Annotated in this window: 23 protein-coding genes and 1 pseudogene; 20 read left to right on the top strand and 4 right to left on the bottom strand. The window is 43.4% G+C overall.

Features of this window, described 5'->3' with window-relative positions:
• Positions 1-56: 56 nt before the first annotated feature.
• Positions 57-824: a hypothetical protein gene (locus COV43_02300; protein ID PIR26322.1), complete on the top strand. Its 768-nt coding sequence runs from the start codon at positions 57-59 to the stop codon at positions 822-824.
• A gap of 128 nt (positions 825-952) precedes the next feature.
• On the opposite strand, the gene COV43_02295 is transcribed toward COV43_02300, so the two are convergent.
• Genes COV43_02295 through COV43_02280 form a run of 4 tightly spaced genes read right to left on the bottom strand, consistent with a single transcriptional unit; the run spans position 953 to position 7,237 of the window.
• The gene (locus tag COV43_02295; GenBank protein ID PIR26321.1) at positions 953-1,132 is read right to left on the bottom strand and encodes a hypothetical protein; all 180 of its coding nucleotides are present in this window, start codon (positions 1,130-1,132) and stop codon (positions 953-955) included.
• Between the two features lie 24 nt (positions 1,133-1,156).
• Entirely contained in the window at positions 1,157-3,382 is a 2,226-nt protein-coding gene (locus COV43_02290) for a hypothetical protein (protein PIR26320.1), read from the bottom strand.
• Positions 3,383-3,396: 14 nt separating this feature from the next.
• Entirely contained in the window at positions 3,397-5,889 is a 2,493-nt protein-coding gene (locus COV43_02285) for a hypothetical protein (protein ID PIR26319.1), read from the bottom strand.
• A gap of 19 nt (positions 5,890-5,908) precedes the next feature.
• Positions 5,909-7,237 carry a hypothetical protein gene (locus COV43_02280; GenBank protein PIR26318.1) on the bottom strand — a complete coding sequence of 443 codons (1,329 nt, stop codon included), beginning with the start codon at positions 7,235-7,237 and terminating at the stop codon, positions 5,909-5,911.
• A 291-nt stretch (positions 7,238-7,528) separates the two neighbouring features.
• Here COV43_02280 and COV43_02275 point away from each other — a divergent pair, with 291 nt between their 5' ends.
• The 19 genes and pseudogenes from COV43_02275 (at position 7,529) to COV43_02185 (ending at position 25,535) form a co-directional block, all read left to right on the top strand.
• Positions 7,529-7,906: an NADH-quinone oxidoreductase subunit A gene (locus COV43_02275; protein PIR26317.1), complete on the top strand. Its 378-nt coding sequence runs from the start codon at positions 7,529-7,531 to the stop codon at positions 7,904-7,906.
• 24 nt (positions 7,907-7,930) lie between these two features.
• Complete coding sequence (locus COV43_02270; GenBank protein ID PIR26316.1) at positions 7,931-8,431, top strand: NADH-quinone oxidoreductase subunit B; 501 nt, start codon at positions 7,931-7,933, stop codon at positions 8,429-8,431.
• Positions 8,432-8,473: 42 nt separating this feature from the next.
• The gene (locus tag COV43_02265; GenBank protein ID PIR26315.1) at positions 8,474-9,319 is read left to right on the top strand and encodes a hypothetical protein; all 846 of its coding nucleotides are present in this window, start codon (positions 8,474-8,476) and stop codon (positions 9,317-9,319) included.
• A gap of 144 nt (positions 9,320-9,463) precedes the next feature.
• Positions 9,464-11,074, top strand: a pseudogene (locus COV43_02260) (NADH-quinone oxidoreductase subunit C).
• A gap of 17 nt (positions 11,075-11,091) precedes the next feature.
• Positions 11,092-11,571 (top strand): NAD(P)H-dependent oxidoreductase subunit E, encoded by a 480-nt coding sequence (locus tag COV43_02255; protein PIR26314.1) that lies wholly within the window; start codon positions 11,092-11,094, stop codon positions 11,569-11,571.
• A gap of 210 nt (positions 11,572-11,781) precedes the next feature.
• Entirely contained in the window at positions 11,782-13,113 is a 1,332-nt protein-coding gene (locus tag COV43_02250; GenBank protein ID PIR26313.1) for an NADH-quinone oxidoreductase subunit F, read from the top strand.
• Position 13,114: 1 nt separating this feature from the next.
• Positions 13,115-13,492: a hypothetical protein gene (locus tag COV43_02245; GenBank protein ID PIR26312.1), complete on the top strand. Its 378-nt coding sequence runs from the start codon at positions 13,115-13,117 to the stop codon at positions 13,490-13,492.
• Positions 13,493-13,507: 15 nt separating this feature from the next.
• Positions 13,508-15,037, top strand: a complete 1,530-nt coding sequence (locus COV43_02240) for an NADH-quinone oxidoreductase subunit G (GenBank protein PIR26311.1) — start codon at positions 13,508-13,510, stop codon at positions 15,035-15,037.
• Positions 15,034-16,308 carry an NADH-quinone oxidoreductase subunit H gene (locus COV43_02235; protein PIR26310.1) on the top strand — a complete coding sequence of 425 codons (1,275 nt, stop codon included), beginning with the start codon at positions 15,034-15,036 and terminating at the stop codon, positions 16,306-16,308. Before COV43_02240 ends, COV43_02235 begins: the two co-directional genes overlap by 4 nt.
• Positions 16,309-16,318: 10 nt before the next feature.
• A complete protein-coding gene (locus COV43_02230; protein PIR26309.1) occupies positions 16,319-16,813 on the top strand; it encodes an NADH-quinone oxidoreductase in 495 nt (164 codons plus the stop codon).
• An 8-nt stretch (positions 16,814-16,821) separates the two neighbouring features.
• Positions 16,822-17,124: an NADH-quinone oxidoreductase subunit NuoK gene (locus tag COV43_02225; GenBank protein ID PIR26308.1), complete on the top strand. Its 303-nt coding sequence runs from the start codon at positions 16,822-16,824 to the stop codon at positions 17,122-17,124.
• Positions 17,125-17,137: 13 nt separating this feature from the next.
• A complete protein-coding gene (locus tag COV43_02220; protein PIR26307.1) occupies positions 17,138-19,117 on the top strand; it encodes an NADH-quinone oxidoreductase subunit L in 1,980 nt (659 codons plus the stop codon).
• Between the two features lie 44 nt (positions 19,118-19,161).
• On the top strand, positions 19,162-20,712 hold the full coding sequence (locus tag COV43_02215; GenBank protein ID PIR26325.1) for a Fe-S-binding domain-containing protein: 1,551 nt from the start codon (positions 19,162-19,164) through the stop codon (positions 20,710-20,712).
• 39 nt (positions 20,713-20,751) lie between these two features.
• Positions 20,752-22,221, top strand: a complete 1,470-nt coding sequence (locus tag COV43_02210) for an NADH-quinone oxidoreductase subunit N (GenBank protein PIR26306.1) — start codon at positions 20,752-20,754, stop codon at positions 22,219-22,221.
• Positions 22,222-22,271: 50 nt separating this feature from the next.
• A complete protein-coding gene (gene ispD / locus COV43_02205) occupies positions 22,272-22,958 on the top strand; it encodes a 2-C-methyl-D-erythritol 4-phosphate cytidylyltransferase (protein ID PIR26305.1) in 687 nt (228 codons plus the stop codon).
• A 13-nt stretch (positions 22,959-22,971) separates the two neighbouring features.
• Positions 22,972-23,445: a 2-C-methyl-D-erythritol 2,4-cyclodiphosphate synthase gene (locus COV43_02200; protein ID PIR26324.1), complete on the top strand. Its 474-nt coding sequence runs from the start codon at positions 22,972-22,974 to the stop codon at positions 23,443-23,445.
• Positions 23,446-23,447: 2 nt separating this feature from the next.
• Positions 23,448-24,887 (top strand): cysteine--tRNA ligase, encoded by a 1,440-nt coding sequence (locus COV43_02195; protein ID PIR26304.1) that lies wholly within the window; start codon positions 23,448-23,450, stop codon positions 24,885-24,887.
• Between the two features lie 53 nt (positions 24,888-24,940).
• Positions 24,941-25,129, top strand: a complete 189-nt coding sequence (locus COV43_02190; GenBank protein ID PIR26303.1) for a hypothetical protein — start codon at positions 24,941-24,943, stop codon at positions 25,127-25,129.
• Positions 25,113-25,535: a hypothetical protein gene (locus tag COV43_02185; GenBank protein PIR26302.1), complete on the top strand. Its 423-nt coding sequence runs from the start codon at positions 25,113-25,115 to the stop codon at positions 25,533-25,535. The genes COV43_02190 and COV43_02185 overlap by 17 nt, the downstream gene beginning before the upstream one ends.
• The last annotated feature ends 19 nt before the right edge of the window (positions 25,536-25,554 follow it).

Genomic DNA, 25,554 nt, shown 5'->3' with positions numbered 1-25,554 from the left:
TTGAGGTTGATTTTTGTTGAGCCTCCGAAAAAACACACCGCTCAAGGTCCGCTATCTTGAAAAAATGGGTTTTTCAGGGGGAACTAGTTATTCTCGATGACGAAACATCAATTCACCAAGTATGGAAGAGTAAGTTTGATGTATTGAGAAAAGATAACCCTAAAGAATTTTCGATTTCTCATTTTTCATCTGGGTTAGAATTAAAAAAATGGTACAAGAATCAAAATAATGGAAGTGAACGAACTCTTTTTCTTTGCGACTATGAATTATTAGGTGAAAACGAAAATGGTGTTCAAATTGTCGAAGAACTTGGGGTTCACAAACAAACAATTCTTGTTTCTAGCAGATATGAAGAGCCTGAGGTGAGAGAAAAGTGCAAAGAGCTTGGTATTAAACTCATTCCGAAGAGTTTAGCTGGATTTGTTCCGATCAAGCTGCGAGCTTCTTTGAAGCTCTTGGGTCAGGAAGTGCAGCCTTCAGATTCACAAACGATAAACAACGAACAACGAAGCATGAGTATTTTAGTCATCGATGACGATGAAGGCATTCGTTTGAGTTGGAAGGTGAGTAAACAGCGATTGGGTATTGAGCATCTTGATACTTTTGCTTCCATGGAAGCGTGTGAGGCGGAAGATCTAGACTACACAAAGTACAGCCAGGCTTATGTTGATAAAAATATTGATGGTTCAACTTGGACACTTGCTAAAACTCTTTGTTACTTGAAAGAGCAGGGTGTTGGGAAGATTGTTATTGCTTCTGGTGAAAATTCAGATGATATCAGAAATGATCGCTTTTATTTTTGCAGATGCTGTCTGTGCTCCTGACAAGATCCCAGAAAAATTAATTTTTTAGATTAAATTTCCCCCCTTTGTTAGTTAGCCGTTTAGTTTCGTTTGCCATTGACACCCCTCACCAACGACGGGCCGGTGACGTTGATGCTGGAAGTTTTGCTTTAGTTTGTGTTCTGCTGCTCCAACCAGTCTAAGTAACGAACTCCATTAATAAAGAGGTTTAGTCTTGCTCCATCTGAGTGTGCAAGTTCTGGATCGGGTTCCACAGTAAATTGGTAATCAGAAGAAAAATAATTTTTAAAAATCCTTTTGTATTTCAATTCTACTGATCTTCTAAACACCTCTTCTACCAGTGGAAGAGGTGTTTAGCCCGCCAAAGCGCGCATTAAATTTTTGGGATTGCCTGTTAAAGTTTTATAGTTACCTTCAATAGCTCTAATAAGATATCCCTCTTCATCAAGGGTAACAGTTTCATGAAGATCGAGATATGGCACGCCCTCACCATTAATATCATAAAAATCCCTGAAATCAGTATCATGAAGGATGTTGTCAAAGTATTTGCTCTCATTTCCTTTTATTTCGGTATAAAAGCCATATTCACCAGTTGGAGGTAAAGGACCGGCGTTCTTGAAGCGCAGTAAATATTTTCCATATTCTTCCCGATCAGCTTGTAGAGTAGTAAAGCCAACTTGCTTTGGTGAAACAACAATAAAAAAATTGTTTAAATCAAAAGGTGGAATCCTAGTTCGATAATCATGAGGAACACCATTTTCAGTGTAGGATTCTAAAAACCATACTCCTGTAAATGGATCAGACTCACAGTTCACACCTTCTTCATCAAACCAAACATCGAATCTATTTTCAATTGTTGCATTGTCAGGAAGATCGAAATCATGAAAAGAAATGAGGTGTATTTGAACGGCTGAAGCATCGATTTCCACTTCTGTATTAGCAGGGAGTTCTCCTGATGGAGTATTGTTCCCAACGTCTGATGCCAATGCGATAACAGCATTGTTTGAAGCGTGCCTTTTTATACGTGCAACACATTGGTTTTGACGAGTGTCTCCAGAGACGTTTACACAACTACTTGCCATAGGGTGAGTGGTCATTACAAAATAGTTTTGGCCATTTGCATCAGTGTCTAATTCTACTGGAAGACATTTAATTTTTTTCTTTTGACGAGCAGAGTCATTGACTGCAATAAACTGATCTGTGAAAGACCTCCCTATTTTCCCAAACGTTTCGTTATAAGTTATTTCGGTATTATTATAGTTTAGCTTACCATCAACATAACTCATGAGCTTTTTCCAAAAATTAGTAAGAGCATTTGGAGAAGCTAAGTTTCCATGGCTGTAAAGGGGATACCTGTCGTATTGAGGCCCCTTGCTTTTATAGGTGCGTAAAGGAATTTCCCATCTACCTGTAATGCCATCACTATTTTCATAAAAATTCTCTGAAGCTTGAGCAGTAGATTCTTCAAGCCATCCTGCATAAGGGTTATTGCGTTTTCCTTGATATGCTGAATATTGAAAGGCGTGGAATAATTCGTGTATTAATAAGATTGAAAGATTTTCTCCGCCTTCTTCTGCATATTTTAATGAAATATGCATTATGCGAGAGGCTGGATTGTATCCACCAACAGAACTTCTGCGAATAACTCCATTTACAGCAATCATCAAATGAGGAAATGTATTAGGATTATGGTCCCTTGCTACAATAGGGTAGGTGTAGACCATTTGTGCAAAGATAAGGGGAGTTATTAACGCTGCGACTTTATCGACTCCTATTTGTGCAAGATATTGTGCTGCGTGCCTGAAATGTGGTTCAACCTGATCAAAAGAATTGTTGCATCGCAGAAAGAAATCCGGAGTGTGTGAAAGGGTATGGATGTTAGGCAAACAATAAACGGCTAAAGGCAACTCTGACCAAGGCAAGTCTTCAGGTTCTGTTGACTTTGTCCCTATACTTTTTGAAACTTCTGAAACATTTGTTTGTGGGAGAATATTTTTTATAGCGGAAGGTATAGCATTTGGATCTTGCACTAAAATAATCTCAACATTTTCTGCAGTTGCATAAAGTTGTAGTGTGATTTCTCTTTTTTCAAGGTCAAGTTTTCCAAAAAGTAAATCCCATTCACTTGCATCAACATGTTCAAATTCAATTTGTTTTCCTTCAAAACGAAACAAAGGCAAGATACCTTTGCTGATATCAATCTCTTTTGGAATGGGAAGTGTGATTAAAATTGGTTTGTCAGAGCGTGAAAGATGTCCATCGTCAAACTCAAGCACAATGGGTTCTCCCACGATGGTGTAACTTGCATCAATTTGATCAGCTGCCACTTGATCTTTGCCCACGAAGAAACCTTTGTACTTTACTTCATCGTCCGCAAAACTATCTGCAGCAATCTTAAGAGAGAAGTTGACTTCTTTCACTTCAATGCCGTTGGTGGAACTTATGATTCCAGCTGTGTCAACGGGCGCTTGATCTGACACTTGTGCTGCTGTGTTGGAAGAAGAGCTTCCTCCGCTGCAGGAAAGCATCAACAGTGAAAGTGCAATGGCGAAACTTATTTTATCATTTGTCTTCAGCATGAACATTTCCTTTTTTACGGCTGTTGCTGCTGTTCCAACCAGTCCTGATACCGCACTCCCTCGATGAAGAGGTTGTTGCCATCGTGACAATTAAGTTCTTCACCAGCCTGCTGTGGATCTGCAGCAAAGTTGAATGGCGTGTTTATGGTGTTAAACAGTTTTATGTATTCTACATCAGCCGTTTCTTCGTAAGGAACATTCACCCATTGCTGATGATGAGCCATTTTCAATTTATAAGCACCACTTGTGTGATTGCTGATGTTTCCAGAATCATTTAACACCAAATGCTCTCGCGAACTAAAAGCAGTGATGTTTTGACTATTGCCAATCTCTGGAAAATCAACATAGCTTAAGCGGAAGTCGAGCATGTTTTGCTCAACTCCACTTACGACAACTTCTTTCCAATTTGAGTTTCCAGCGCTTGATAAAATGGAAGGACGTATTTGTATGAGGTAGGTGTTGTCTACGTCAGGCTTTTTCTTGATGATCATATATGATGCGCCATTAACTTGAACTGGCGTTAAGCACTGTGAATAATCACGGCTAGAAACATCTACATCTGCATCACCGTTTCTCCAAGGATAGTAGCTTCTTTTTTCAGATTGAGATGATTGTAAAAACCACACCCCTTCAAACGCATCATGCTGACAGTCTTCTAATGTAATACCTACCGTAGTTTCCAGTTGATCACTATTTGCAACTTCGTAATTTGTGTTTGAAATATACTGAAGCGTAAGTGAGCTTGCATCGGTTTTGAGAACACCATCTGCAGCAGAAAGAGGAAGCGTGTTTCCATTTCCACTTACCAGAAGAAGAGCTGCATTATTTGTGGGAACAAGACCATTGGCAGAAAAAATGCCATCACCCAATCTGCGAAGGTTCATACATTTTTTTCTGTCGGGACTTTTTATGGTCATACATGAACTTGCCATGGGATGAGTTCGTGGCCACACAAATTTTTCTTCGCCACTTGCAAATCCGTCAGCTCTCGCTTCAACAACTGGGCACTCAATTTTTCCGGCAGCTTTTTGTGCAGTATAAAAGTCTTTAAGATGGTTAGGGAAAATTTCTCCAGTACTTCCCCTAAAAGCATCTGCAATTTTTTCATAGCTAATGCCATCAAGATTTTTCCAAAATCCACTGAAATAAGAAATGGGATTTCCTGTTGCATTTGCAATAGACGGAACTGAAAAGACAGGGTGCACTTGTCGGTCTGGAAAAGTAAGTGCTGGAAAGTTCTGATTTCCATCAGCATCTTCCCAAATTACAGCTGGGATATCATCTATTTTGTTTAAAGCTAATTTCCAGTCTCGTTCACCATAGTGCTGGTCTGCAAATCCAGGAGCCATCGCATCTTGAAGGGCGATAGCCATTCCGTTTCGAAGCCATGACATTTTTGATGAGAAAAGGTCTGTTTTATTTTCGCCTTTGTAATTCTGTGAAATAAAACTCTTAAAAAGAGTGTCCGCGATTTCTAAATTGGCAAAAGGAACTTCGTTAGGATTGAAGATGTCGTAAGTAATGTATATTGTATGCGTGCTGTCGTCGTAGCAACTATGCGTAAACACTGGGCACATGCCAGCAGCAGTAAGAATGATGGGGAGATGCGGTCTTCGGTCATCAAGTTCTGCGCTTAAGCTTGTCGTGAAATCTTGTCCTGCAACAGCTCGTATTTCTTCAAGAAGCGCAAAATTTAAGGCGATTGGCGTAAAGCGAAGTTCTTTAAAATATTGAGACACTTGATTTAAAAATGGAGCAAGAAATTCACCAGCAACTGTTTGGCAGGTGTTTAAATGTTCATCGCTGATGTTGTTGCTTACATCACACACAAGAGCCCACGGAAGTTCATACCATTCCTCTTCTCCTTCAGGAATATTTTTGCCCACATTTGTTTGAGCAGATAAAGCCTGCGCTGCGCTTTTCACATTGGTTGAAATATGTAAACTTTGATCAGTTGCATTTCCTCTAAACTGCATCAGGACAAGTTCTACATTTTCTGCAGTTCTGAAAAGATGAAGAGTGATTGTTCTTTTTTCAGCATCAACTTTTCCAATGAACGGCCGCCATTTTTTTTGATGCATTTCTCCATTCTCAACAGATGAACCCATAAGGCGAATGAAAGGCATGATGCCTTTGCTCATATCAACGCCAGCAGGAATGGGAAGGGTGATGATAAGAGGTTTGTCAGCATCACTCATATGAGTAGAGTTGAAATGTAAAACGAGCGGAGTTCCTACTAAAGTAAAATTATTTCCAAGAGAAGTGATGTCAACTTTGTCTTCACCTGTCTCAAAGCCTTTGTATTCAACACTTTCCTCATCATCAAAACTTTTTGCAGAAATGCTCAGGCTAAAAGCTTCATGTTGAAAAAGATAATCTTGTTCAGAATCAATAATGCCAGCAATGGAAGTAGCAGCCGCAGGAGTGCTGCTGCCAGAATTTCCTCCGCTGCAGCTTGCGATGACGAGCGCTATAAAAAGAAAGCAAATGTGTTGAAGTGTTTTCATCTTCGTTTCCCTTTTCCCGTTATTGATTACTGCTGCCAATGCTCTGCGCTGTTTCTTCTTCAAGTGCTGTGTCTACTTTATTGAGGTCTAGCAGCGAAGTGTTGAGCACGGTCATAAGTTCGATGGCGGGTTTGTCTTTGTCCCACAATCCTTTGATGTGGGCATAGAGCATGTCGCCGCTAAAATTCATGGCGCCCGCAAAGTAAGGCAGAGATTCTTTTGGGGCTTCCTTCACCAAAAAGAGAGAAGAAAACTTATTGAAACTTCCTTGCGCTACTTGACCGATGAGAACAAAATTGGAAGGTCTAAATCCATTCAGTAATTGTTGGTAAGGATGTAACCCACATACTTCAGCTGGTTTTGAAAATGAAGCGTTCAGATACTTTGCCGTTCCCACCAAAATTTTTCCCGCTGATTTTCGTGCAATAAAAAGTGATTCTTGAAATGAAGCCGTGGCACTTTCGGTGCTTAACTCGTAGCGAGAAAAAAGACTTGCTTGTTCGGGAACCGTTCCCAACGCCGTCTGTTCTTCTGCTGTAAGCACTGGTTTTGCGTCTCCTTCTTTAGAACTCAACCAAGAATCTAAAGCCCAAATAGAACTTTTGTCACTTTCATCGGGATAGGCTACGACCACAATTTCTTTAATGGCTTGCGAAAGACTGCATGTTTCAGTTGGTTCGCTTGTGGTAGAAGGTGATGCTTCTGATAAAATATGCGATTCACCACCATAAGTATCATTGCTAGGATAATTGTAGTTTTGGCCAAGCGTTAGCCCGCTTCCATTTGTGGTGTAAGCATTTCTGCCGTATGCGCTTCCAATGGAATTTCCAGAAGGAACATAAGCGTCACTTGTGCTTGCGGGTGTTGATGTTTGTGAAAGGCAGAAGGTATCTGGATTTGCCTTGTATTCGTCCTTATATTTAATGGCGATGCCCATGCGTGGAGGTAAAAAGTTGAACATTTGTTCCAGCAACGTTCGTGTTTCTGTTTTTTCTCCATCTGCTTCCATGGAAAGGTACTGCGCCAGGAGTGTTGATTCTTTGAGGCCGGCTGTATTGACGCAGGCTACAACATCGGCATCTTCTGGAAGGTCGTCCAAGCATCCGCAGCTGGGAGTAATCACAACGGGGCCTTCAGCTTTTGGCTTAAGGCATTCCAGCGTTTCTTTCACTTCGGGTTCTGGGAGTATTGAGGTTTCAATTTGATCTTGTGTGGCAAGAGTCTCAATACCATCTGAAGTTTCCGCGACTTTTCCCACGTCAAAATCACGGACAATTTGCCCGCCATGACAGGCCGTAAGCAGGGTAAATAAAAAAACTCCTCCCAAGTACATTGCACATTTTTTCATACTCTCCTCCCAGTATTCTTAAAGAGAGCAACAAGCATGCCACTGAAATGTGAGCTAAGCCTCTGAAAATGAAAGGCGTTTTTTTACACTGAGCTCTCAAAATGAGAAAAAAATGAAAAAAGTTCAGAATTTGACGCCATGGGGAAAGGAGAAAATAAAGGCTTTCCCTCATTACTTTTAACGTGGCAGGGTTTGCCTCAAACCTTATCGATAATACTATTGTCATTCTTTTTAAAGATTGTTAGGTGAGGTGCACTTTTTCCGGAACGTGGAAAAACAAAGAGGTTTTTTATGTCAGAATCAGCCGCAGCTTTACTTATTTTGTTTGTTGCCTCCATCGCCTTGGGCAGTGTTGTGGTGCTTGTTTCTTCGTTTATTGGAAAAAAATCTCGCAAAGGCGAAGCCTACCACACGCCATACGAGTGTGGTCTTGATCCAGTAGTTGAATCGCACCGTAGAATTCCCATTCATTTTTTTCTTATTGCCGTGCAGTTTATTATTTTTGATATCGAAGTGGTGTTTTTATATCCCTGGGCCAAAGTGTTTTTGCGTTTTGTTGAGGCAGGTTTGGGCTTGGTAATGTTTGTGAAAATGATGATCTTTTTGGGCGTGCTCCTGATTGGTTTTATCTACGTATGGAAACGAGGCGCTCTAGAGTGGGAACAATAGTTTTTGGATGAAAAGAAAGTGAATATGAAAAACGAATCACCAGGTTTTTTTACATCTAAGCTTGAAGACCTCATTGCGTGGGGCCGTAAGAATTCTTTTTGGCCATTTCCTTTTGGAACGGCGTGCTGCGCCATTGAATTTATGGGTGCTGTTTCAGCTAGGCATGACGTGTCTCGCTTTGGAGCAGAGCTCGTCCGCTTTTCCCCGCGCCAAGCGGATTTGCTGATGGTGATGGGAACGGTTACCTACAAGCAAGCGCCTATTCTCAAACGTATTTATGATCAAATGTGTGACCCAAAATGGGTGGTTGCCTTCGGTGTGTGCGCAAGCACGGGTGGTTTTTACGATAACTACCACACCCTTCAGGGCATTGATGAAGTGATTCCGGTAGATATTTATATCCCCGGATGTCCGCCGCGGCCAGAGCAGTTGTTTGATGCCTTGTTGAAACTGCAAAACAACAAAGACTTGTTGCTCGCAAAACGAGGTAAAGAAAAAGTGATGTTGGAAGATTTGTCATTGTGAACACGCGTGATGACAAGAGAATAACAAAAGAAAGAAGGATCTATGAAACGTTTCGTGACACTTCTTTTTCTCAGTTTTTTTGTGGTTTCGTCGTCGGCTTTTGCCTCTCAGTTTGATGATGGCATGAAGCTCTTGAAGGAAAAAAAGTTGGAAGAAAGTGCAAAAATGCTTTCACAGTTTGCACAAGAACACCCGCGGGAAAGTAACGCAGCACAAGCCTTAGCGGTTACAGCAAGAATTTTAGATTTGCTCCAAGATACGTTTAGTGAGCGTGCAGAAAAGAAATGTTATTGGGGTTCAAAGGCTCCAAGCACGCCAGCTTGCATGAGAGATGAAGCAAAACGCTTGAACGAGATCTATGGCAAAAATGCGTTCGATTATATTGGTGGAACCAGTGTTGCTTATATTGCGTATACGGGAAGTCATTATAAAACAGTGTTGAAGCGTCATTCGAAAAGCACATTTGTCGATGAAGCTGAGTTTTACCAGCTTCTGCTTAAGCTGGAGGGCCACCCAGACAAAGTGCTTCCACGCATTGAAAAATTCCAGAAGCAGCATCCCTCTGGAGAGTGGAATCGAAAAGCGAGATTATTGTGGGCACGGGTAAACGAAGATGTCTCCTTCATTTGGAGAAAGTGGACCTGGGTTTTGTTTAACGGAAAAATTACAGAAGACGAACTTATTGTTCGTTCAGCGCCATACCAACGGGCTGCAATAGCTGCCTACACTGAACTTGCGAAGCAGCACGCCGCAACAGTGGAAGGGCGCATGGCAGCAGAAGAGTTGAAGCAACTGCAAGCAACAGGCGATAATGGAAATGTGATCAGCATTACCAACGATGCTTCAGCAACTCCTTGGAGTAAATGGGGTGTAACTCTTTCGCAGTAGAATTTTTTCCCTTGAGAGGTTTTTGTGTCGCAGCAAGTGATTGAAAAAATACAGCAGCACTTTCCAGAAGCAGTTCTTGAAAGTTCATCGCACCTCGGAAATGAAACCGTGCTTCTTGCACGTTCATCATGGTTGCAGGTTTGCGCGTTTCTTCGCGATGAGCCAGATATGGCCTTCAACATCATGATGGATTTGTGTGGTGTCGATTATCCTGGCAGAGCAGAACGTTTTGAACTTGTGTTGCATCTGTATTCGTTGAAGCACAAACATCGCATTCGCTTAAAAACCAGATGCAGCTTAGATGACCCGTTCATCGATTCCATTAGCTCACTCTATAAATCTGCTGATTGGTACGAACGAGAGGCCTACGATCTGCTGGGCATCAAGTTTTCCGGGCATCCCAATTTAAAACGTATTTTGTGCCATCATGAATTTGAAGGTCATGCACTTCGAAAAGATTTTCCGTGTAATCGACGTGGAAAACTTCCCACTTCAGAAACATTGTTGGACGAACTTGAAAAAACTCCAGTGTGGAAACCTGAGCACGATGAAGATGAAGAAGATGCTTACGCAAACATGAAAGACCTGTCGCATGAAGCGATGTTTCTTAATATTGGCCCGTCGCATCCCGCCATGCATGGATGTTTCCGCGTTTTGGTTGACCTAAACGGCGAAACCATCAGCCGTGCAGTTGCCGAGATTGGCTACTTGCACCGTTGCTTCGAAAAAGAATCCGAAGGTCATACGTACACACAAGTTATTCCTTATACTGATCGTTTAAATTATCTTTCTCCGCTTATGAACAACACCGGCTATTGCATGGCAGTAGAGCAGTTGCTGGCGGTTCAAGTTCCAGAGCGCGCCATTTGGATTCGCATGCTTATTTGCGAAGTGAGCCGCATTTTAGATCACCTTATTTGTATTGGAACCAACTTGGTGGACATTGGTGCGCTGACAAACTTTTGGTATTTTTTCAATGCTCGCGAACTTTTTACCGATTGGGTTGAAGCATTGTGCGGAGCAAGGCTCACTACTAATTACACTCGCATTGGTGGCCTCATGCGCGACCTTCCCGCAAACACCGATAGCTATTTGCGCAAATGTCTTCAAGAAGTAAGCAAGGCCATTAAAGATGTAGAAGGTCTTATTAAGCACAACCGTATTTTTATGGACAGAACCATGGGAGTTGGTGCGGTTTCAAAAAGAGATGCCATCAGCTTTGGCTTTACTGGCCCCTGTTTGCGGGCGTGTGGAATCGATTACGATATTAGAAAAGATCATCCTTATTATTTCTATTCAGATGTGAATTTTGATATTCCCGTTGGAGAACATGGCGATTCTTACGATCGCATTTTTGTTCGTTTTGAAGAAATGAAACAATCTATTCGTTTGGTGGAACAATGTTTAGACAAAATGCCGCAAGGCCCCATTATGTGTTCCGAGCCGCATGTTGCGCTGCCACCAAAGCATGAAGTGTATGGTTCTATTGAAGGCATGATGCGTCACTTCAAGTTGATTATGCACGGCATTAAAGTTCCTGCTGGTGAAGTGTATTCGTTTACAGAAGCTGCCAATGGTGAACTTGGTTTTTATATTGTAAGCGATGGCAGTGATAAACCCTATCGCATAAAAGTGCGGCCGCCATGTTTCAATTTGTATGCGGCCTACCCGCAAATGATCACGGGTGGCATGATTGCGGATGCTATTACCATTCTTGGAAATTTGAATATTATTGCAGGTGAGATTGATCGATAGAAAGTGAAGTTAAAGTTATGTCGTTCACATTAAACAAAAAAGCTGAAGAGAAAATTCCTGAAATTTTGGAACGCTTTCCAGAAAAGCGTGCGGCCGTTCTTCCTTTGTTGTGGCTTGTTCACGATCAAGAAGGCTGGATTCCGCCAGAAGCGATGGAATACGTTGGCCAAAAAATTGGGCTTAATGCTACTGCGGTTTGTGAAGTGGTGAGTTTTTATACCATGTTCAATCGCAAACCCATTGGCAAACATCACCTTCAAATTTGTAACAATTTGTGTTGTCGATTACGTAATGCCGATTGGCTTGTTGATTATGTGCAAGAGAAACTTGGAATCAAACCTGGGCAATCAACACCCGATGGAAAATTTCATCTTTCTACCGTTGAGTGTTTGGCATCGTGCGGAACTGCACCAATGATGCAGGTTGGCGACGACTACCATGAAAATTTAGATGCAGAAAAAGTGGATAAACTTTTAGAGGAGTTAAATAAGAATTGAATTTAAGTTAGCGGGGATTCTGTGTCATTGTGAACGAAGTGAAGCAATCTCCTCGTTCAATTGGCCGAGGAGATCCTTCGCTACACTCAGGATGACAAGGCATTGTGAGAATTAATCCCCGACTGAAGCATTCGTGGATAAAAAAATAAATTAAGATTGCTTCAAAAAATTTCGCAGTGACATTGTAAACAAGTGGATTATTAAAAGATTATGAAAAAAACACCAAAAGTCTTAACACAACATTTCGAAGTCAAAGAAATGCATACGCTGAAAGTGGCGAAAAAGCATGGGCGTTATGAATGCTTGAAAAAACTTTTCTCCATGAAGCCTGAAGAAGTGATCGAAGAAGTGAAGGCTTCTGGCATTAGAGGCAGAGGTGGTGCAGGTTTCCCGGCTGGCTTGAAATGGAGTTTTGTTCCCAAAGACAGCAAAAAGCCAAAATACCTTGTGGTGAATGCCGATGAAAGTGAACCTGGAACGTTTAAAGACCGGGCTTTGCTGGAAAAAGATCCGCATATGTTGCTGGAAGGCATTATCATTGCGGCTTATGCCATTGGCGCCAACAGAGCATACGTGTATTTCCGCGGCGAGTTTGCAGCGCAGTATGATTTATTTTGGAACGCCATTGAAGAAGCAAAAAAAGCAAAATTGCTTGGCGATGATGTTGATGGTTCAGGCTTCAAGCTTGAAGTGGTGGCGCATCGCGGAGCAGGTGCCTATATTTGTGGTGAAGAAACGGCTTTGCTTTCTTCGCTTGAAGGTTATCGTGGGCAACCTCGCATAAAACCTCCATTTCCCGCCGTTGAAGGTTTGTGGGCTTCACCTACAGTTGTGAATAATGTGGAAACCATCGCAGCTCTTCCGTGGATTTTGAATAACGGTGCAAAAGCGTATGCCGCGATGGGCACCGAAAAAAGCCCCGGCACAAAATTATTTTCAGTGTGTGGTCATGTGGAAAAACCCGGCGTGTATGAAGTAGAGCTTGGCACACCGTTCAAAGATTTGCTGGCCATGTGTGGTGGAGTGTGGAAGGGCCGCAACTTGAAAGCAGTGGTGATGGGCGGTTCTTCTGTTCCTGTGGTTACGGCAGAAGAAGCCATGAATGCAAAACTCGATTACGAATCATTGCAGCAAGCAGGTACTCTGCTTGGTTCTGGCGGCATGATCATTTTTGACGATAGCATTTGCGCGGTTGAAATGATGACAGACATTGCGCGTTTTTATAACCACGAATCGTGTGGTCAGTGTACTCCGTGCCGCGAAGGAACGGGTTGGGTGAAAAAAATCTGCGATCGCATTGAAAAAGGTGATGGCAGAGACGGTGATTTAGAACTTCTCTTAAGCCAAGCCAATAATATGTCGGGCAGAACTATTTGCACGTTCGCAGATGCGCTTGCCATGCCGGTAAGATCATGGATTGCAAAATTTCGACATGAATTTGAAGAGCATATCAAACTTGGATATTGCCCTCATAAAATGAAAACGCCAACGTGGCAGCCACCAAAAGTGGTTCGAGAAGTGCAACCAGAAAAGGGGAACTAAAATGAAAAAAGTTTTTTTACTTAGCTTGATTGTACTTCAGGTTTTTGCAGTTTCTTCACTCTGTTCGGCAGCTGAAAAAGAGCAACCAAAAACCTATGCTGGCAGAGGTGCATGGATTGGTGGCGCTACAGGTGGTGCGGCTGGTCTTACCATTGGCCTCATTGCAGTGAAGGCGCTAAGTTCGTTTGAAGGTGGTACCGGAAAAAAAGTAGGACTTGTTTTTCTTACTACCGGAGGTGGTGCAGCAGCAGGAGCAGGTATTGGTGCTCTTATTGGTTATGCAATTAAACGCAATCCAGAAGCAGTTTCGTTTCAACCGTATTATCTTCCAACAAAAGAAGGAAGTGTTGTTGGATTAAACATCGCAAAAAGATTTTAGAAGATTGAGAAGATTATGTCAGAAAAAGTAAAACTCACCATCGATGGAAAAGTAGTAGAGGTTGCAAAGGGAACTACTGTGTTCAACGCTGCAAAGCAGATGGGCATTGAGATTCCGCATTTTTGCTATCATCCAAAACTTTCCATCGCTGGAAACTGCAGGCTTTGCCAGGTTGAAGTGGAAGGCGCGCGCGGCCCTGTGATCTCGTGCAAAGAAGTGGTGCGCGAAGGCATGGTGGTGCAAGTGAATAGCGATGGTGCAAGGCAAGTGCGTAAAGATGTGCTTGAATTTATTTTGGTGAACCATCCGCTAGACTGCCCCGTGTGTGATCAATCGGGTGAATGTAAATTGCAAGATCAGTACTTCGATCATTCGCTTCAAAATTCTAGAATGCAGGAAGCAAAAATCCACAAACCAAAAGCCAAACCTATTGGCCCTCATGTTCATCTTGATGATGAACGTTGCGTTTTGTGCACGCGCTGCATTCGTTTCTGCGATGAAGTGGTTGGCAGCCACGAACTCATGATGCGTGAGCGCGGCGGATATTCAACTATAGATGTGCTTCCCGGCCGTGAGTTAGATAACAAGTATTCTCTTTGTACGGTTGATCTTTGTCCGGTGGGAGCTTTGACTTCTTCGGATTTTCGTTTCAAAAAACGCGTTTGGTTTTTGGCCAGCACACCAAGTGTGTGCACCGGTTGTGCTACGGGCTGCAATGTTTTGCTGGATCATCATGATAAGATTTTTTACCGCATGCGCCCTCGTGAAAACGAAGATGTGAATCAGTGTTGGGCGTGTGATGATGGACGTATGACATACAAGCAACTTAATGCACAAAACAGAACGCTTTTTCCAATGCTTCTCGCTGAAGGTGAATACAAGCGCATTTCCTGGGATGCAGCACTTAACGAAGTTCATCATCTTTTAGAAAATCTTAGCGGAGATGAAATCGCATGCGTGCTTTCAGCGCAGTGTACCAATGAGGAAAATATTGCATTCTCACGCTTTGCCAGAGAATCACTTGGCGTTTCAGATTTTTATTGGACAGGCTTAGACGAAGATAAAGCTTTCGCCGATAAGCTTCTCCGCGATGCCGATCGCAATCCTAATACGTACGGCGTAAAAATGATGGCATCGAAAAGAATTTCAAAAAGCATGAAAGAAAAAGTGGTGTTTGTGCTGGGCAATCTTTCGGATGCTGAAGTAGCAATTTTATCTTCTCTTTCTGCAAAAGTAATTTGGGTTACAGAAAGTGCAGTGATGAACAGACGCTTTGCTGATGTGGTTTTCCCGCGTGCAACATATGCAGAACAAGATGGAACCTTCATCAACAAAAAGGGAATTTTACAACGCATTCACAAAGCGTTTGAGCCTCATGGTGAATCAGTTCCGGTGTGGACTTTGTCAGCAAGACTTACAAACCGCTGGGGAAAGCTTGCTGTGGCTGCATCTGCTGATCAAGTGTTTGAAACAGAAAAAACACATTACAAGCCACTAGCGGCTGCGAGCTTTTATACCATTCCTCAAGTGGGAGTGCAGTTATGACATCGTTAGGCCTTCTTCTTTCCGTTCTTAAAGTTGTAGTGGTAATGATGATGCTGCTCAAGTTGGTGCCGTTGCTGATTTGGATCGAGCGAAAAGGCGCTGCTTTTATTCAAGATCGCCGTGGTCCAAACCGCGCTACAGCCTTTGGTATTATTAGACTTGGTGGAATTGTTCATAGCATTGCTGATGCCATTAAGCTGATTACCAAAACTGATTTTTCAAGCGAACATGCCAACAAAGCCTTGGTGATTTTGGCGCCGATTATTGCGGTGTTTGTGGCTATTTCAGTTTCAGCGGTTATTCCATTTGCAGAAGCTTTTACTATCAATGGCGTAAGTTTTCAGCTGCAGATTTCAGATTTGAACGCCGGCCTTATTTATATTTTTGCTCTTTCTTCGTTGTCTATTTATGCACTCCTGCTTGCAGGTTGGGGCTCAAACTCAAAGTTTTCGCTGCTTGGCGCCGTTCGTGCTTCATCGCAAATGGTGAGCTACGAAATTGCACTTGGCCTTTCTGTTGTTCCTCTTTTTATGCTTTCAGAAAGTTTTCGCATTAATGACATCGTGGCAAGTCAAGGGGTGTCGCTACTTTCCTGGAACATTGTCAGAGCACCGCTTGCCTTCATCCTCTTTTTCACCGCACTTTTTGCCGAAGCAAACCGCACACCCTTCGATCTTCCCGAAGGCGAAGCCGAGTTAACAGCTGGTTTTCATACTGAGTATAGCTCGATGCGTTTTGCCCTCTTTTTCTTGGGTGAGTACACGCACATTATTGTGGGTTCGTTGTTGGTGACCATGCTTTTCTTTGGTGGATGGAATATTCCTTACGTAAGTTCTGAATACCTACACCACAATATCGAACACGTGCTTCGTCTGCTAAGTATTGGTGGAGCTGTGTTTGCAGCTCTTGGTGCAGCTGGGCTTTTTAATCGTTTTGTGAAACGTCGTGGATTTTGGGGCGATCTTCGCGATTACGAATCTTTTCTGTTCGCGGTCATTTTAGCAGGCCTCGCTGCAGGTCTTGCTGCAGCTGTGTTTGCGCTCACGGGTGCAACGCTTCCAGAGTGGGTTGGCAGTATTGCTGTCTTTCTCTTGCAGATGATTGTGGTTTTGACTAAGACGCTGTTTTTCATTTGGACCTTTATCTGGGTGCGATGGACGCTCCCACGTTTTCGATACGATCAGTTGATGAAACTTGGATGGAAAGTAATGATTCCCCTTGGCATCTTAAATATTTTTGTAACGGGAGTGGTGTTGTTGTTAACGCACTAACTATAAAACTATGGAATCCATTTTATTTTATATTTTTTCCGGTGTGAGTATCATCTCTTCACTTTTGCTGATCACTCGCGCAAACCCGCTTATGAGTGCACTTTGGCTTGTAGTTGCACTTGCAGCAACAGCAGGCATTTTTGCGCTTTTGTCGGCACCGTTTTTGGCGGTGATTCAAGTGCTTGTCTATGCGGGCGCCATTATGGTGCTCTTCCTTTTTGTAATCATGCTTATTCAACTTGGGCCTCAGCAATTAAAACCAAGGTTCATTCGTTTTGGAAAAATATTTGGTGCCGCACTTGGCATTTATTTTTTGCTTTTGATCGGCTTCTCGCTGACCAGCTCCACCACTATGCCAGCGGTTGCTTTATCTGAAACTTTTGGTGACCCAGGTGTGCTTGGTGAATTGCTGATGACAAAATATCTTGTTCCCTTCGAAGTGATATCGGTGATGTTGCTTGTTGCCGTGGTGGGAACAGTAGTGCTTGGAAAGAAAAAATTTTAGAGCGAACTATGATTACACTTCATCACTATCTCATCTTAAGTTTGGCGCTTTTTGTTCTTGGTGCCATTGGCGTTGTGATTCGTCGCAATGTGCTCATCATGTTTATGTCGGTTGAACTGATGCTGAACGCCGTCAATATTGTCTTGCTCGCTTTTTCAAAATGGAACGGCAGAGATGATGGCCATGTGATGGTGCTCTTCGTGCTGGCCATTGCTGCAGCTGAAGCTGCGGTTGGTTTGGGCATTGTGATTGCCATGTATCGTAACAAGCAAACGGTTTATAGTGACGATATGAAAGTGCTGAAAGGATAATCTCAACACAACTATGTTAGACTTTATTTATACCTGTATTTCTCCTCAAACGCTTGTCTGGTTGATTGTGCTCTTTCCTTTGCTTGGTGCCATCATCAACGGGAAAATCGCCATTCTTACGTCGCATGGAAAATCTGAAAGCTACCGCGGGGTAGTCTCATTTGTTGCGGTGCTTATGCCAGTGCTTGCGTTTGTAGCAACACTCATTTGTTATTTTACGCTTACCGGGTTTGAAGGCGGAGCAGCGCCGTCTCTTATTACAGGGCCATTGTTTACGTGGTCGGCAACTTCCAATGTGGTGATTGATATTGGTCTTAAGCTTGATCAACTTTCTATTGTGTTAACGCTTGTGGTGACTGGGGTGGGAAGTTTGATTCACCTCTATTCAACTGGATACATGAGCCACGACAGCGCCTATGCACGCTACTTTGCCGAGCTTAACCTCTTTTTGTTTTTCATGCTCATCCTTATCTTGGCAGACAATATGTTGTTGATGTTTGTAGGATGGGAAGGTGTTGGACTTTGTTCTTATCTTTTGATTGGCTTTTGGTTTGAAGATTCTGCCAAGGCAACAGCTGGTGCGAAAGCCTTTATTGTAAATCGTATTGGTGATGCGGGTTTCCTCTTGGGCATGTTTCTCATTTTTAAAGTGATGGCGTCCAGTGGTGCCGCTGCTGAAACTGGTTTCTTCAACTTTGATACCTTGTCGCGTTATTCTCCACTGTTTGCCCCTATGGCAACGGCCATTTGTCTTTTGCTTTTTGTGGGTGCTTGCGGAAAGTCAGCTCAAATTCCGTTGTATGTGTGGTTACCCGATGCCATGGCTGGTCCAACGCCTGTTTCTGCACTTATCCACGCTGCCACCATGGTAACTGCTGGCGTGTACATGATTGTTCGCTTGAACTTTTTGTTCGTGCTTTCGCCAACGGCTCTGTATGTGGTGGCCTGTGTTGGTGCTGCTACGTCACTGTTTGCGGCCACTATGGGAATTACGGCAAAAGATATCAAAAAAGTTTTGGCTTATTCTACCGTCTCTCAACTGGGCTACATGTTTTTAGCCTGTGGCGTGGGAGCCTTCTCTGGCGCTATTTTCCACTTGGTCACACACGCCTTTTTCAAAGCGCTTTTGTTTCTGGGAGCGGGAAGTGTGATCCATGGTTTGCATGGTGAACAAGACCTTACCAAAATGGGTGGCTTGAAAGATAAAATGCCAGTGACGTGTTGGACGTTTGTGATTGGTTCACTTGCACTTGCCGGCCTTGTGCCAACTTCAGGATTTTTCTCGAAGGATGCCATTTTGTGGCACGCGTATTCCAGTGGCCATGTTGGGTTGTGGCTCGTTGGATTTCTTGCAGCTGGCATGACGGCATTTTATATTTTCCGTTTAGTTGGCCTTGCCTTTTTTGGCGAAACAAATTTGAGTCCGGAAGCTTGGAAAAAAGCACATGAATCTCCTATGAGCATGCTTATTCCACTCATCTTGCTTGCGATTCTCTCCGTCTTTGGTGGTTTGCTAGGCATTCCCGAAGTTTTGGGTGGACACGAAATGCTTGGTACGTGGCTATCAGGTGTTGTCCCCCTTGTTCATCATGGCATAAAAAATCATGGCACCGAAATGGTGTTGATGGTGGTGACAACAGTGTGGGGATTGCACTTTACTATCTTGGGTTGGGTTATTTACGTACAACGCCGTGACTTGCCCGATGCCATCGCAAGACGAATGAAGCGCACGTATACGCTTTTGCTCAACACATATTATGTAGATGAAATCTACAATGCACTCATCGTGAAACCACTTCTGTGGATTTCGCGAGTGGTGTTGTGGAAGGGTGTGGATGCCACCGGCATCGACGGCATGATGGTGCATGGCACGGCTCGCAGCGTTTCGCTGTGGTCGCAACTGGTGTCTGCGATGCAAAGTGGTTCGTTGCAGCAATATCTTTTGTATTTTTTCAGCGGAGCTGTGGTCTTGCTCGCGTACTTTTTATTGTAGGCTAAAGGGATGGTAGTTTTTGTAGAAAGTTGACTATGGATTGGATCATTTCACATTTATTAAGCACAGTTATCTTCCTTCCGTTGTGTGGAGCACTGCTCTTGCTCTGCATTCCCGCGCGATTAGAGCAACTCATCAAAGCTTTAAGCTTGGTGATTTCGTTGATCGCTTTCGTGCTCGCCCTCAAGATGTACCTGCTTTTGCCGGGGACGGGTGATTTTGAATTTGTAGAACTGGCATCCTGGATTCCATCGCTTGGCATTAGCTATAGAATTGGCGTTGATGGTACTTCGGCCATGCTGATGTTGCTTTCTGCGTTTTTGGTTCCCATCACCATTCTTGGCGCGTGGAACGATATTTCATCGCGCGTAAAAACTTTTCATGTCTTTATGCTCATTCTTGCAAGTGGCATGCTTGGAGTGTTTGCGGCGCTTGATGTTTTCTTGTTTTATGTTTTTTGGGAGATTGTGCTCATCCCGATGTACTTCATGATCGGCATTTGGGGAAGTGGCGCGCGTATCCGGGCTGCACTGAAGTTTGTGATTTATACCATGGTGGGTTCGGTGCTGATGCTTGCTGCAATTTTATATGTTGCGGCAAAGCTTGGTGGAACTTTCAACCTCATCGATTGGTATGCGGGAAGTTTTTCGCATCAAGAGCAAATGTGGCTCTTTGCAGCGTTTGCGCTTGCGTTTGCTATTAAGGTTCCTTTGTTTCCATTGCATACTTGGTTGCCGGATGCGCACACCGAAGCGCCAACTGCTGGTAGTGTGATTTTGGCCGGTGTCTTGCTGAAGCTTGGTACGTATGGCTTTTACCGTTTTGCCATGCCCTTGTTTCCCGATGCGCTTCTTGCCTTTCAGCCTCTCTTTTTAACGCTTGCAGTGATTGGCATTGTCTACGGCGCACTTGTAGCTTTGGTGCAGCCAGACCTGAAACGTTTGGTGGCGTATTCTTCTGTTTCGCATTTAGGCTTTGTGATGCTGGGTTTGTTTTCGCTGAATGCCGCTGCAGTTCAAGGTGCTGTTTTGCAAATGGTGAACCACGGGCTTTCAACTGGTGGTTTGTTTTTGCTCATTGGCATGTTGTACTCTCGCCGGCATACTCGCCTTATTGCTGAGTATGGTGGGCTTTCTCGTTCTGTTCCTTACTTGGCAGTAGCGTTTATTTTTATGTCGCTTGCTTCAGTGGGAATGCCAGGCCTTAATGGTTTCGTAGGTGAGTTTCTTATTTTGCTGGGAACTTTCCAAACCAAAATGCCTTACGCCGCGGTGGCTGTGAGCGGAGTAGTGCTTGCTGCAGCGTATATGTTGTGGGCAATTCAGCGTGTGTTTTTTGGGCCGCTTGAAAAAGAAGAAAACAAAAGTTTGCGCGACATGACTTTCCGCGAGTACCTTGTTTTGCTTCCTTTAGTTGCTCTCATTTTTGCTATCGGCGTGTGGCCAAAACCGTGGCTGAAAAAACTTGAGCCATCAACGCGTTCATTTATGACGCTTGTTGGCCGCGCGGAAAGCCTGAACACACCTGTAGTTGCGGATGATGATGTAAGTTTGGCTCAAGGTGTTGAAGAAGATGGTCTTCATTCCTCCCCTTAGATTAAGAGGGAGAATATAATTACGTAGCATGGGGTTTTTATGATGATGGCAACTGGAGCTGAAGGTTCATATCTTGATCTTCTGGTAAAAACGCTTCCACAGCTTGTGTTGTTTGTGGCAACAAGTTTCATTCTTTTGTTGGGTGCGAGCATCAAAGAAAAGAAAGGCTTGCTTTCTTTTTTGGTGAGCCTTGTTGGAATGGCGATTGCTTTTTTCCTTTCATGGAAATTGTGGCTGCAAGGCGGAAGCTCAGTGATGTACATGCTTTCCTTCGACCGCTTTAGTTTTTTGGGATGGATGGCGACACTGTTGGCGCTGCTTTTTTCACTTTTGCTTTCCTATTCCTATTTGGCTGAACGCAAAATGATTCGCTGCGAATACTTCGCCCTTTTGCTGATGTCGGTTATTGGCATGGGAGCCATGATTGCAGCTTCCGATCTCATCACGTTCTTTGTTGGCCTAGAAACCATGTCCATTGCGGTGTACGTGCTTGCAGGATATTTTCGCATTCGGGTGGAAAGCAACGAAGCGGCTCTGAAATATTTTATCAACGGCGCATTTGCCTCGGCGTTTATGGTGATGGGCATTGCTTTTCTTTACGGCAGCGCTGGAACGCTCGACCTGCAAACCTTGTCGCATATGGCTCAGCCCATTTTGTTGGGTGGACATAGACTCTACTTTTTGCTGGGCATTGGCTTGCTCTTGATTGGTTTTGGCTTCAAAGTTTCTGCAGTTCCGTTTCACTTTTGGGCGCCGGATGTGTATGAAGGCTCGCCCACTCCTGTTACGGCGTTTATGGCCATGGCGGTAAAAGTGGCGGCTTTTTTTGCGTTCATCCGCGTGGCAAGTACAGTGTTGGTGCAGGCTGGAAGCCTTTACGTGCAAGCAATATGGATTATCGCAGTAGCAACAATGTTTGTGGGAAACCTTGGCGCCATTGCACAAGACAATCTCAAACGCTTGCTTGCGTATTCTTCCATCGCGCATGTGGGCTACCTGTTGGTCGCGTTTCCTCTTCTCGGCACGCATTATGCGCAGATTGCGCCGGCGCTTTTATTCTATCTTATTTCTTATATTTTTATGACGGCCGGTGCTTTTGCGGTGGTGTGTATTGCTCAAGGCAAAAGTGAATCTGCTGATATCTATCATCTTGCAGGCTTTGCCAGAAAGCGACCAGCTCTTGCTGCGGTGGCAGTAATCTTTTTCCTTTCCCTTGCCGGTTTTCCTCCAACACTTGGCTTCTTTGCAAAATACTATCTCTTTAGCGAAGCGCTTTCAGCTGGTTTTGTATGGCTTGTCGTAGTGGCTTTGCTGAATTCTGCCATGTCTGCATACTATTATTTGCGCCCCATTGTGGTGATGTACTTCCATGAAGCCAAAGACAGCGAAGCCGACAAAGTGCCTATTCATCCCTTTGTGCTGGTGGTGTTGGCCATTTGCCTTTTTGCCTTGTTGGTCTGCGGAGTGTTTCCAAACACACTCTTATCACTCACAAGCGCTTCGGTTTAGTATGATTTCCCCTTGAGTTCGAGGGCTTTAGTTCTTAATTGAGTCAGCCTATGTCACGAGCCATTATTATTCCCGCTGCTGGAATTGGAAAGCGAATGGAAGCGAACAAGCCAAAGCAATATTTGCTTTTGCGCGGCAAGCCTTTGCTTTGTTACACCTTGGAAATTTTTCGTGCATATGAACATCTTGTGCTTGCAGTAGAAGCTGAAATGCAAACGCAAGTGCAAAAAGATATTGTAGAATATTTCAATTTCCCCAAAACGTGGAAAGTGATCACAGGCGGAAAACAGCGTCAGGACTCAGTTTACGAAGGCATCAAAGCGCTTCATTCATCATGCAATTTCGTTTGTATCCATGATGCAGTGAGGCCATTCGTAAAACCAAAGCAAGTAGAAGAGCTTTTTTCCGTAGCCGAAAAAACGGGCGCTGTTGTTTTTGCGGCTCGTGTGAAAGATACCCTGAAAAAAGCGAATGCTGAAAATCAAATTGCGGCTACCGTTGATCGAGCTTCGTTATGGCGAGCACAAACACCGCAAGTGTTTCAGCTTTCACTGTTAAAAAAAGCATTTGAAGATGCGTACGCCAACAATGTTTATGGAACAGACGATGCCATGCTGGTGGAACGGCTAGGCCACGTGGTAAGCTTATTTGAGGGCAATGACTTCAATATCAAAATTACAACACCAGAAGATTTGGACATTGCAGAGTTGTATGTGGAGTATTTTTCTCAGAAATAAAAAAGGAAACGATATGAGAATCGGTTTTGGACATGATATCCATCAACTTGCAGCAGGAAAAAAACTCATTATCGGTGGTGTTGAGCTTGCGTTTGAAAAAGGCTTTGTGGCTCACTCTGATGGCGATGTCTTGTATCACGCTTTGGTAGATGCTTTGCTGGGCGCATTAGCGCTTGGTGATATTGGCGGACATTTTCCAAATGATGATCCGCAATGGAAAAATAAAAACAGCAAACACTTTGTGCAACACGCCTACAAGTTGGTGCAACAAAAAGGCTACAAGCTTGCAAATATAGATGCCATGGTGTTTGCAGAAGCGCCAAAGTTGAAAGAACATTTAGTTGCAATGCGAAAAAATATTGCAGGTTTGTTAAACCTCGAACTTGATCAAGTAAGTGTAAAAGCCGGCACCAACGAAAAATGCGATGCCGTTGGCCGAGGTGAAGCCATAGAAGCAACGGTTGTAGTGTTGGTGGAGAAAAAATAATTATGACCCTTAAACTCTACAACACCCTCACACGAAAAAAAGAAGTGTTCACACCACTGGCGGCAAACAAAGTAGGAATGTATGTTTGCGGGGTGACGGTTTATGATTCTTGTCATTTGGGTCACGCGCGAGCAGCACTTACGTTTGATATGATTTCACGCTACTTACGATTCACTGGTTTCGACGTGAAGTATGTGACTAACTTCACTGATGTGGATGACAAAATTATCAAGCGCGCAAACTCCGAACATGTTTCAAGCGAAGAGATTTCAGAACGCTATATTGCGGAATACAAAAAAGACATGGCTTCACTTGGCATTGAAGCTCCAACTGAACTTCCAAAAGCTACAGAACACATTGCAGAAATGATTGCGATGATTCAAAAACTCATCAGCCGCAATGTGGCGTATGCTGTGGATGGCAGCGTTTTCTTTTCAGTGAGAGCTTTTCCTGAGTATGGAAAACTTTCTGGAAAAAAAATTGAAGACCTCGAAGTGGGTGCGCGTATCGAAGTAGACGAAGCCAAAAAAGATCCACTCGATTTTGTATTGTGGAAACCAGCAAAGCCCGGAGAACCAAGCTGGGCCTCACCTTGGGGTGATGGGCGTCCAGGTTGGCACATTGAATGTTCAGCGATGAGTTGCAAGTATTTGGGAGAAACTTTTGATATTCACGGTGGCGGCCGCGACATTTCTTTTCCCCATCACGAGAATGAAATTGCGCAAAGTGAAGGCGCAAGCGGCAAACCCTTTGCCAACTATTGGTTGCACAATGGCATGATCACCATGAACGGTGAAAAGATGAGCAAGAGTTTGGGCAATGTAGAAAATATTTCTCAACTCGTAGAAAAATATGATCCAGAAGTCATTCGGCTTTTTGTGTTTTCAAATCATTATCGTTCTCCGCTTGATTATACAGCTCAAAACATTGGTGACAGCAAAGCCGCACTCGATCGCTATTACGAGACACTTGCTCGCGTTTATCTTGCACCTGAAGCAAGTGCAAGTTCGTCGGTTGAAGCTGAGTTACAATCAAAGCTTACAGATTTTCGAAAAGATTTTGCAGAAGCCATGAACGATGACTTCAACACCGCCATTGTGATTGGAAAAGTGTTTGAGTTGGTGAGAATGATCAACCGTTTTCTAGACGAAGCGCAGGGTGTGAACGCTTGGCTCAAAACTGGCGTTGATGAAATGCAAAACATTTTGAGTAAAGTGCTGGGCGTTTTTGGCAGCAATCCGAAACAGTATTTCGAAGAAGCCAGCCGTCGTGTTCATGAAAGTGTAGATGTGAAAAAAATTGAAGAGCTTATTTCGCATCGTCAGCAAGCTCGTAATAACAAAGACTTTGCCGCCTCTGATAAAATAAGAGACGAGTTGCTTTCTCTGGGCGTGGAACTGAAAGACCTTCCCGGCGGAAAAGTGGAGTGGAAGGTAAAGTAAAGGGATTAAATCCTTCTTGATTCACAGAAAAGATAAGATTACACTCGCGCGATATGGAAAAGAAGTTTGCCATTTTTAAAAATTTTCAAGATGCTGAAAAAGCAAACCGTGAAAATTCCTTCAAGCTTACTCCGGAAGAGCGCATCGAACTTTTGGAACAACTCCGAAAACAATATCAGGAATTACACTATGGAACACAGCAAGGATTTCGAAGAGTTTTTCGCATTGTTAAACAAGCATAACGTTCACTATCTTGTTGTGGGTGGATATGCCGTCGTTTTTCATGGGTACCCACGTTTTACGGGTGACATTGATATCTATTATCAAGCTGAAAAAAAGAATATAGAATCCCTATTGTCGGCGTTGAAGGAATTTGGTTTTGATTTTGATGAACTGAATGTGGCTGAACTTTCTCAACTTGGTCAAGTAGTGCAATTGGGACAAGCTCCAAATCGTATTGATCTTCTCAATAAAGTTGACGGTCTTAATTTTGAGCATGCTTGGAAATCTAAAGTTGAAAGTAGGTATGGAACCGAAAACATTTTCTATATTAGCTTTGATGATTTGCTGAAAAATAAAAAAACTGTAAATCGTGAACAAGATCGCGCTGATGTTGAATACCTGAAGCAGAAACTAAAAAAAAGGTGAAGCGTTTAGGGCTTCACCT

The sequence above is a fragment of the Deltaproteobacteria bacterium CG11_big_fil_rev_8_21_14_0_20_42_23 genome, from assembly GCA_002796345.1.
GTDB lineage: Bacteria > UBA10199 > UBA10199 > 2-02-FULL-44-16 > 2-02-FULL-44-16 > 1-14-0-20-42-23.
The sequence above is the reverse complement of the archived record's forward strand: the minus strand, read 5'-3'. Positions and strand labels throughout refer to the sequence as shown.

Excerpts from the sequence above, each read along its gene's own strand:
- COV43_02280 (PIR26318.1), bottom strand. The coding sequence starts at position 7,237 with ATGAAAAAATGTGCAATGTACTTGGGAGGAGTTTTTTTATTTACCCTG.
- COV43_02240 (PIR26311.1), top strand. The coding sequence starts at position 13,508 with ATGTCAGAAAAAGTAAAACTCACCATCGATGGAAAAGTAGTAGAGGTT.
- COV43_02235 (PIR26310.1), top strand. The coding sequence starts at position 15,034 with ATGACATCGTTAGGCCTTCTTCTTTCCGTTCTTAAAGTTGTAGTGGTA.
- COV43_02225 (PIR26308.1), top strand. The coding sequence starts at position 16,822 with ATGATTACACTTCATCACTATCTCATCTTAAGTTTGGCGCTTTTTGTT.
- COV43_02290 (PIR26320.1), bottom strand. The coding sequence starts at position 3,382 with ATGCTGAAGACAAATGATAAAATAAGTTTCGCCATTGCACTTTCACTG.
- COV43_02220 (PIR26307.1), top strand. The coding sequence starts at position 17,138 with ATGTTAGACTTTATTTATACCTGTATTTCTCCTCAAACGCTTGTCTGG.
- COV43_02230 (PIR26309.1), top strand. The coding sequence starts at position 16,319 with ATGGAATCCATTTTATTTTATATTTTTTCCGGTGTGAGTATCATCTCT.
- COV43_02250 (PIR26313.1), top strand. The coding sequence starts at position 11,782 with ATGAAAAAAACACCAAAAGTCTTAACACAACATTTCGAAGTCAAAGAA.
- COV43_02200 (PIR26324.1), top strand. The coding sequence starts at position 22,972 with ATGAGAATCGGTTTTGGACATGATATCCATCAACTTGCAGCAGGAAAA.
- COV43_02195 (PIR26304.1), top strand. The coding sequence starts at position 23,448 with ATGACCCTTAAACTCTACAACACCCTCACACGAAAAAAAGAAGTGTTC.
- COV43_02245 (PIR26312.1), top strand. The coding sequence starts at position 13,115 with ATGAAAAAAGTTTTTTTACTTAGCTTGATTGTACTTCAGGTTTTTGCA.
- ispD (PIR26305.1), top strand. The coding sequence starts at position 22,272 with ATGTCACGAGCCATTATTATTCCCGCTGCTGGAATTGGAAAGCGAATG.
- COV43_02210 (PIR26306.1), top strand. The coding sequence starts at position 20,752 with ATGATGATGGCAACTGGAGCTGAAGGTTCATATCTTGATCTTCTGGTA.
- COV43_02270 (PIR26316.1), top strand. The coding sequence starts at position 7,931 with ATGAAAAACGAATCACCAGGTTTTTTTACATCTAAGCTTGAAGACCTC.
- COV43_02285 (PIR26319.1), bottom strand. The coding sequence starts at position 5,889 with ATGAAAACACTTCAACACATTTGCTTTCTTTTTATAGCGCTCGTCATC.
- COV43_02265 (PIR26315.1), top strand. The coding sequence starts at position 8,474 with ATGAAACGTTTCGTGACACTTCTTTTTCTCAGTTTTTTTGTGGTTTCG.
- COV43_02190 (PIR26303.1), top strand. The coding sequence starts at position 24,941 with ATGGAAAAGAAGTTTGCCATTTTTAAAAATTTTCAAGATGCTGAAAAA.
- COV43_02275 (PIR26317.1), top strand. The coding sequence starts at position 7,529 with ATGTCAGAATCAGCCGCAGCTTTACTTATTTTGTTTGTTGCCTCCATC.
- COV43_02255 (PIR26314.1), top strand. The coding sequence starts at position 11,092 with ATGTCGTTCACATTAAACAAAAAAGCTGAAGAGAAAATTCCTGAAATT.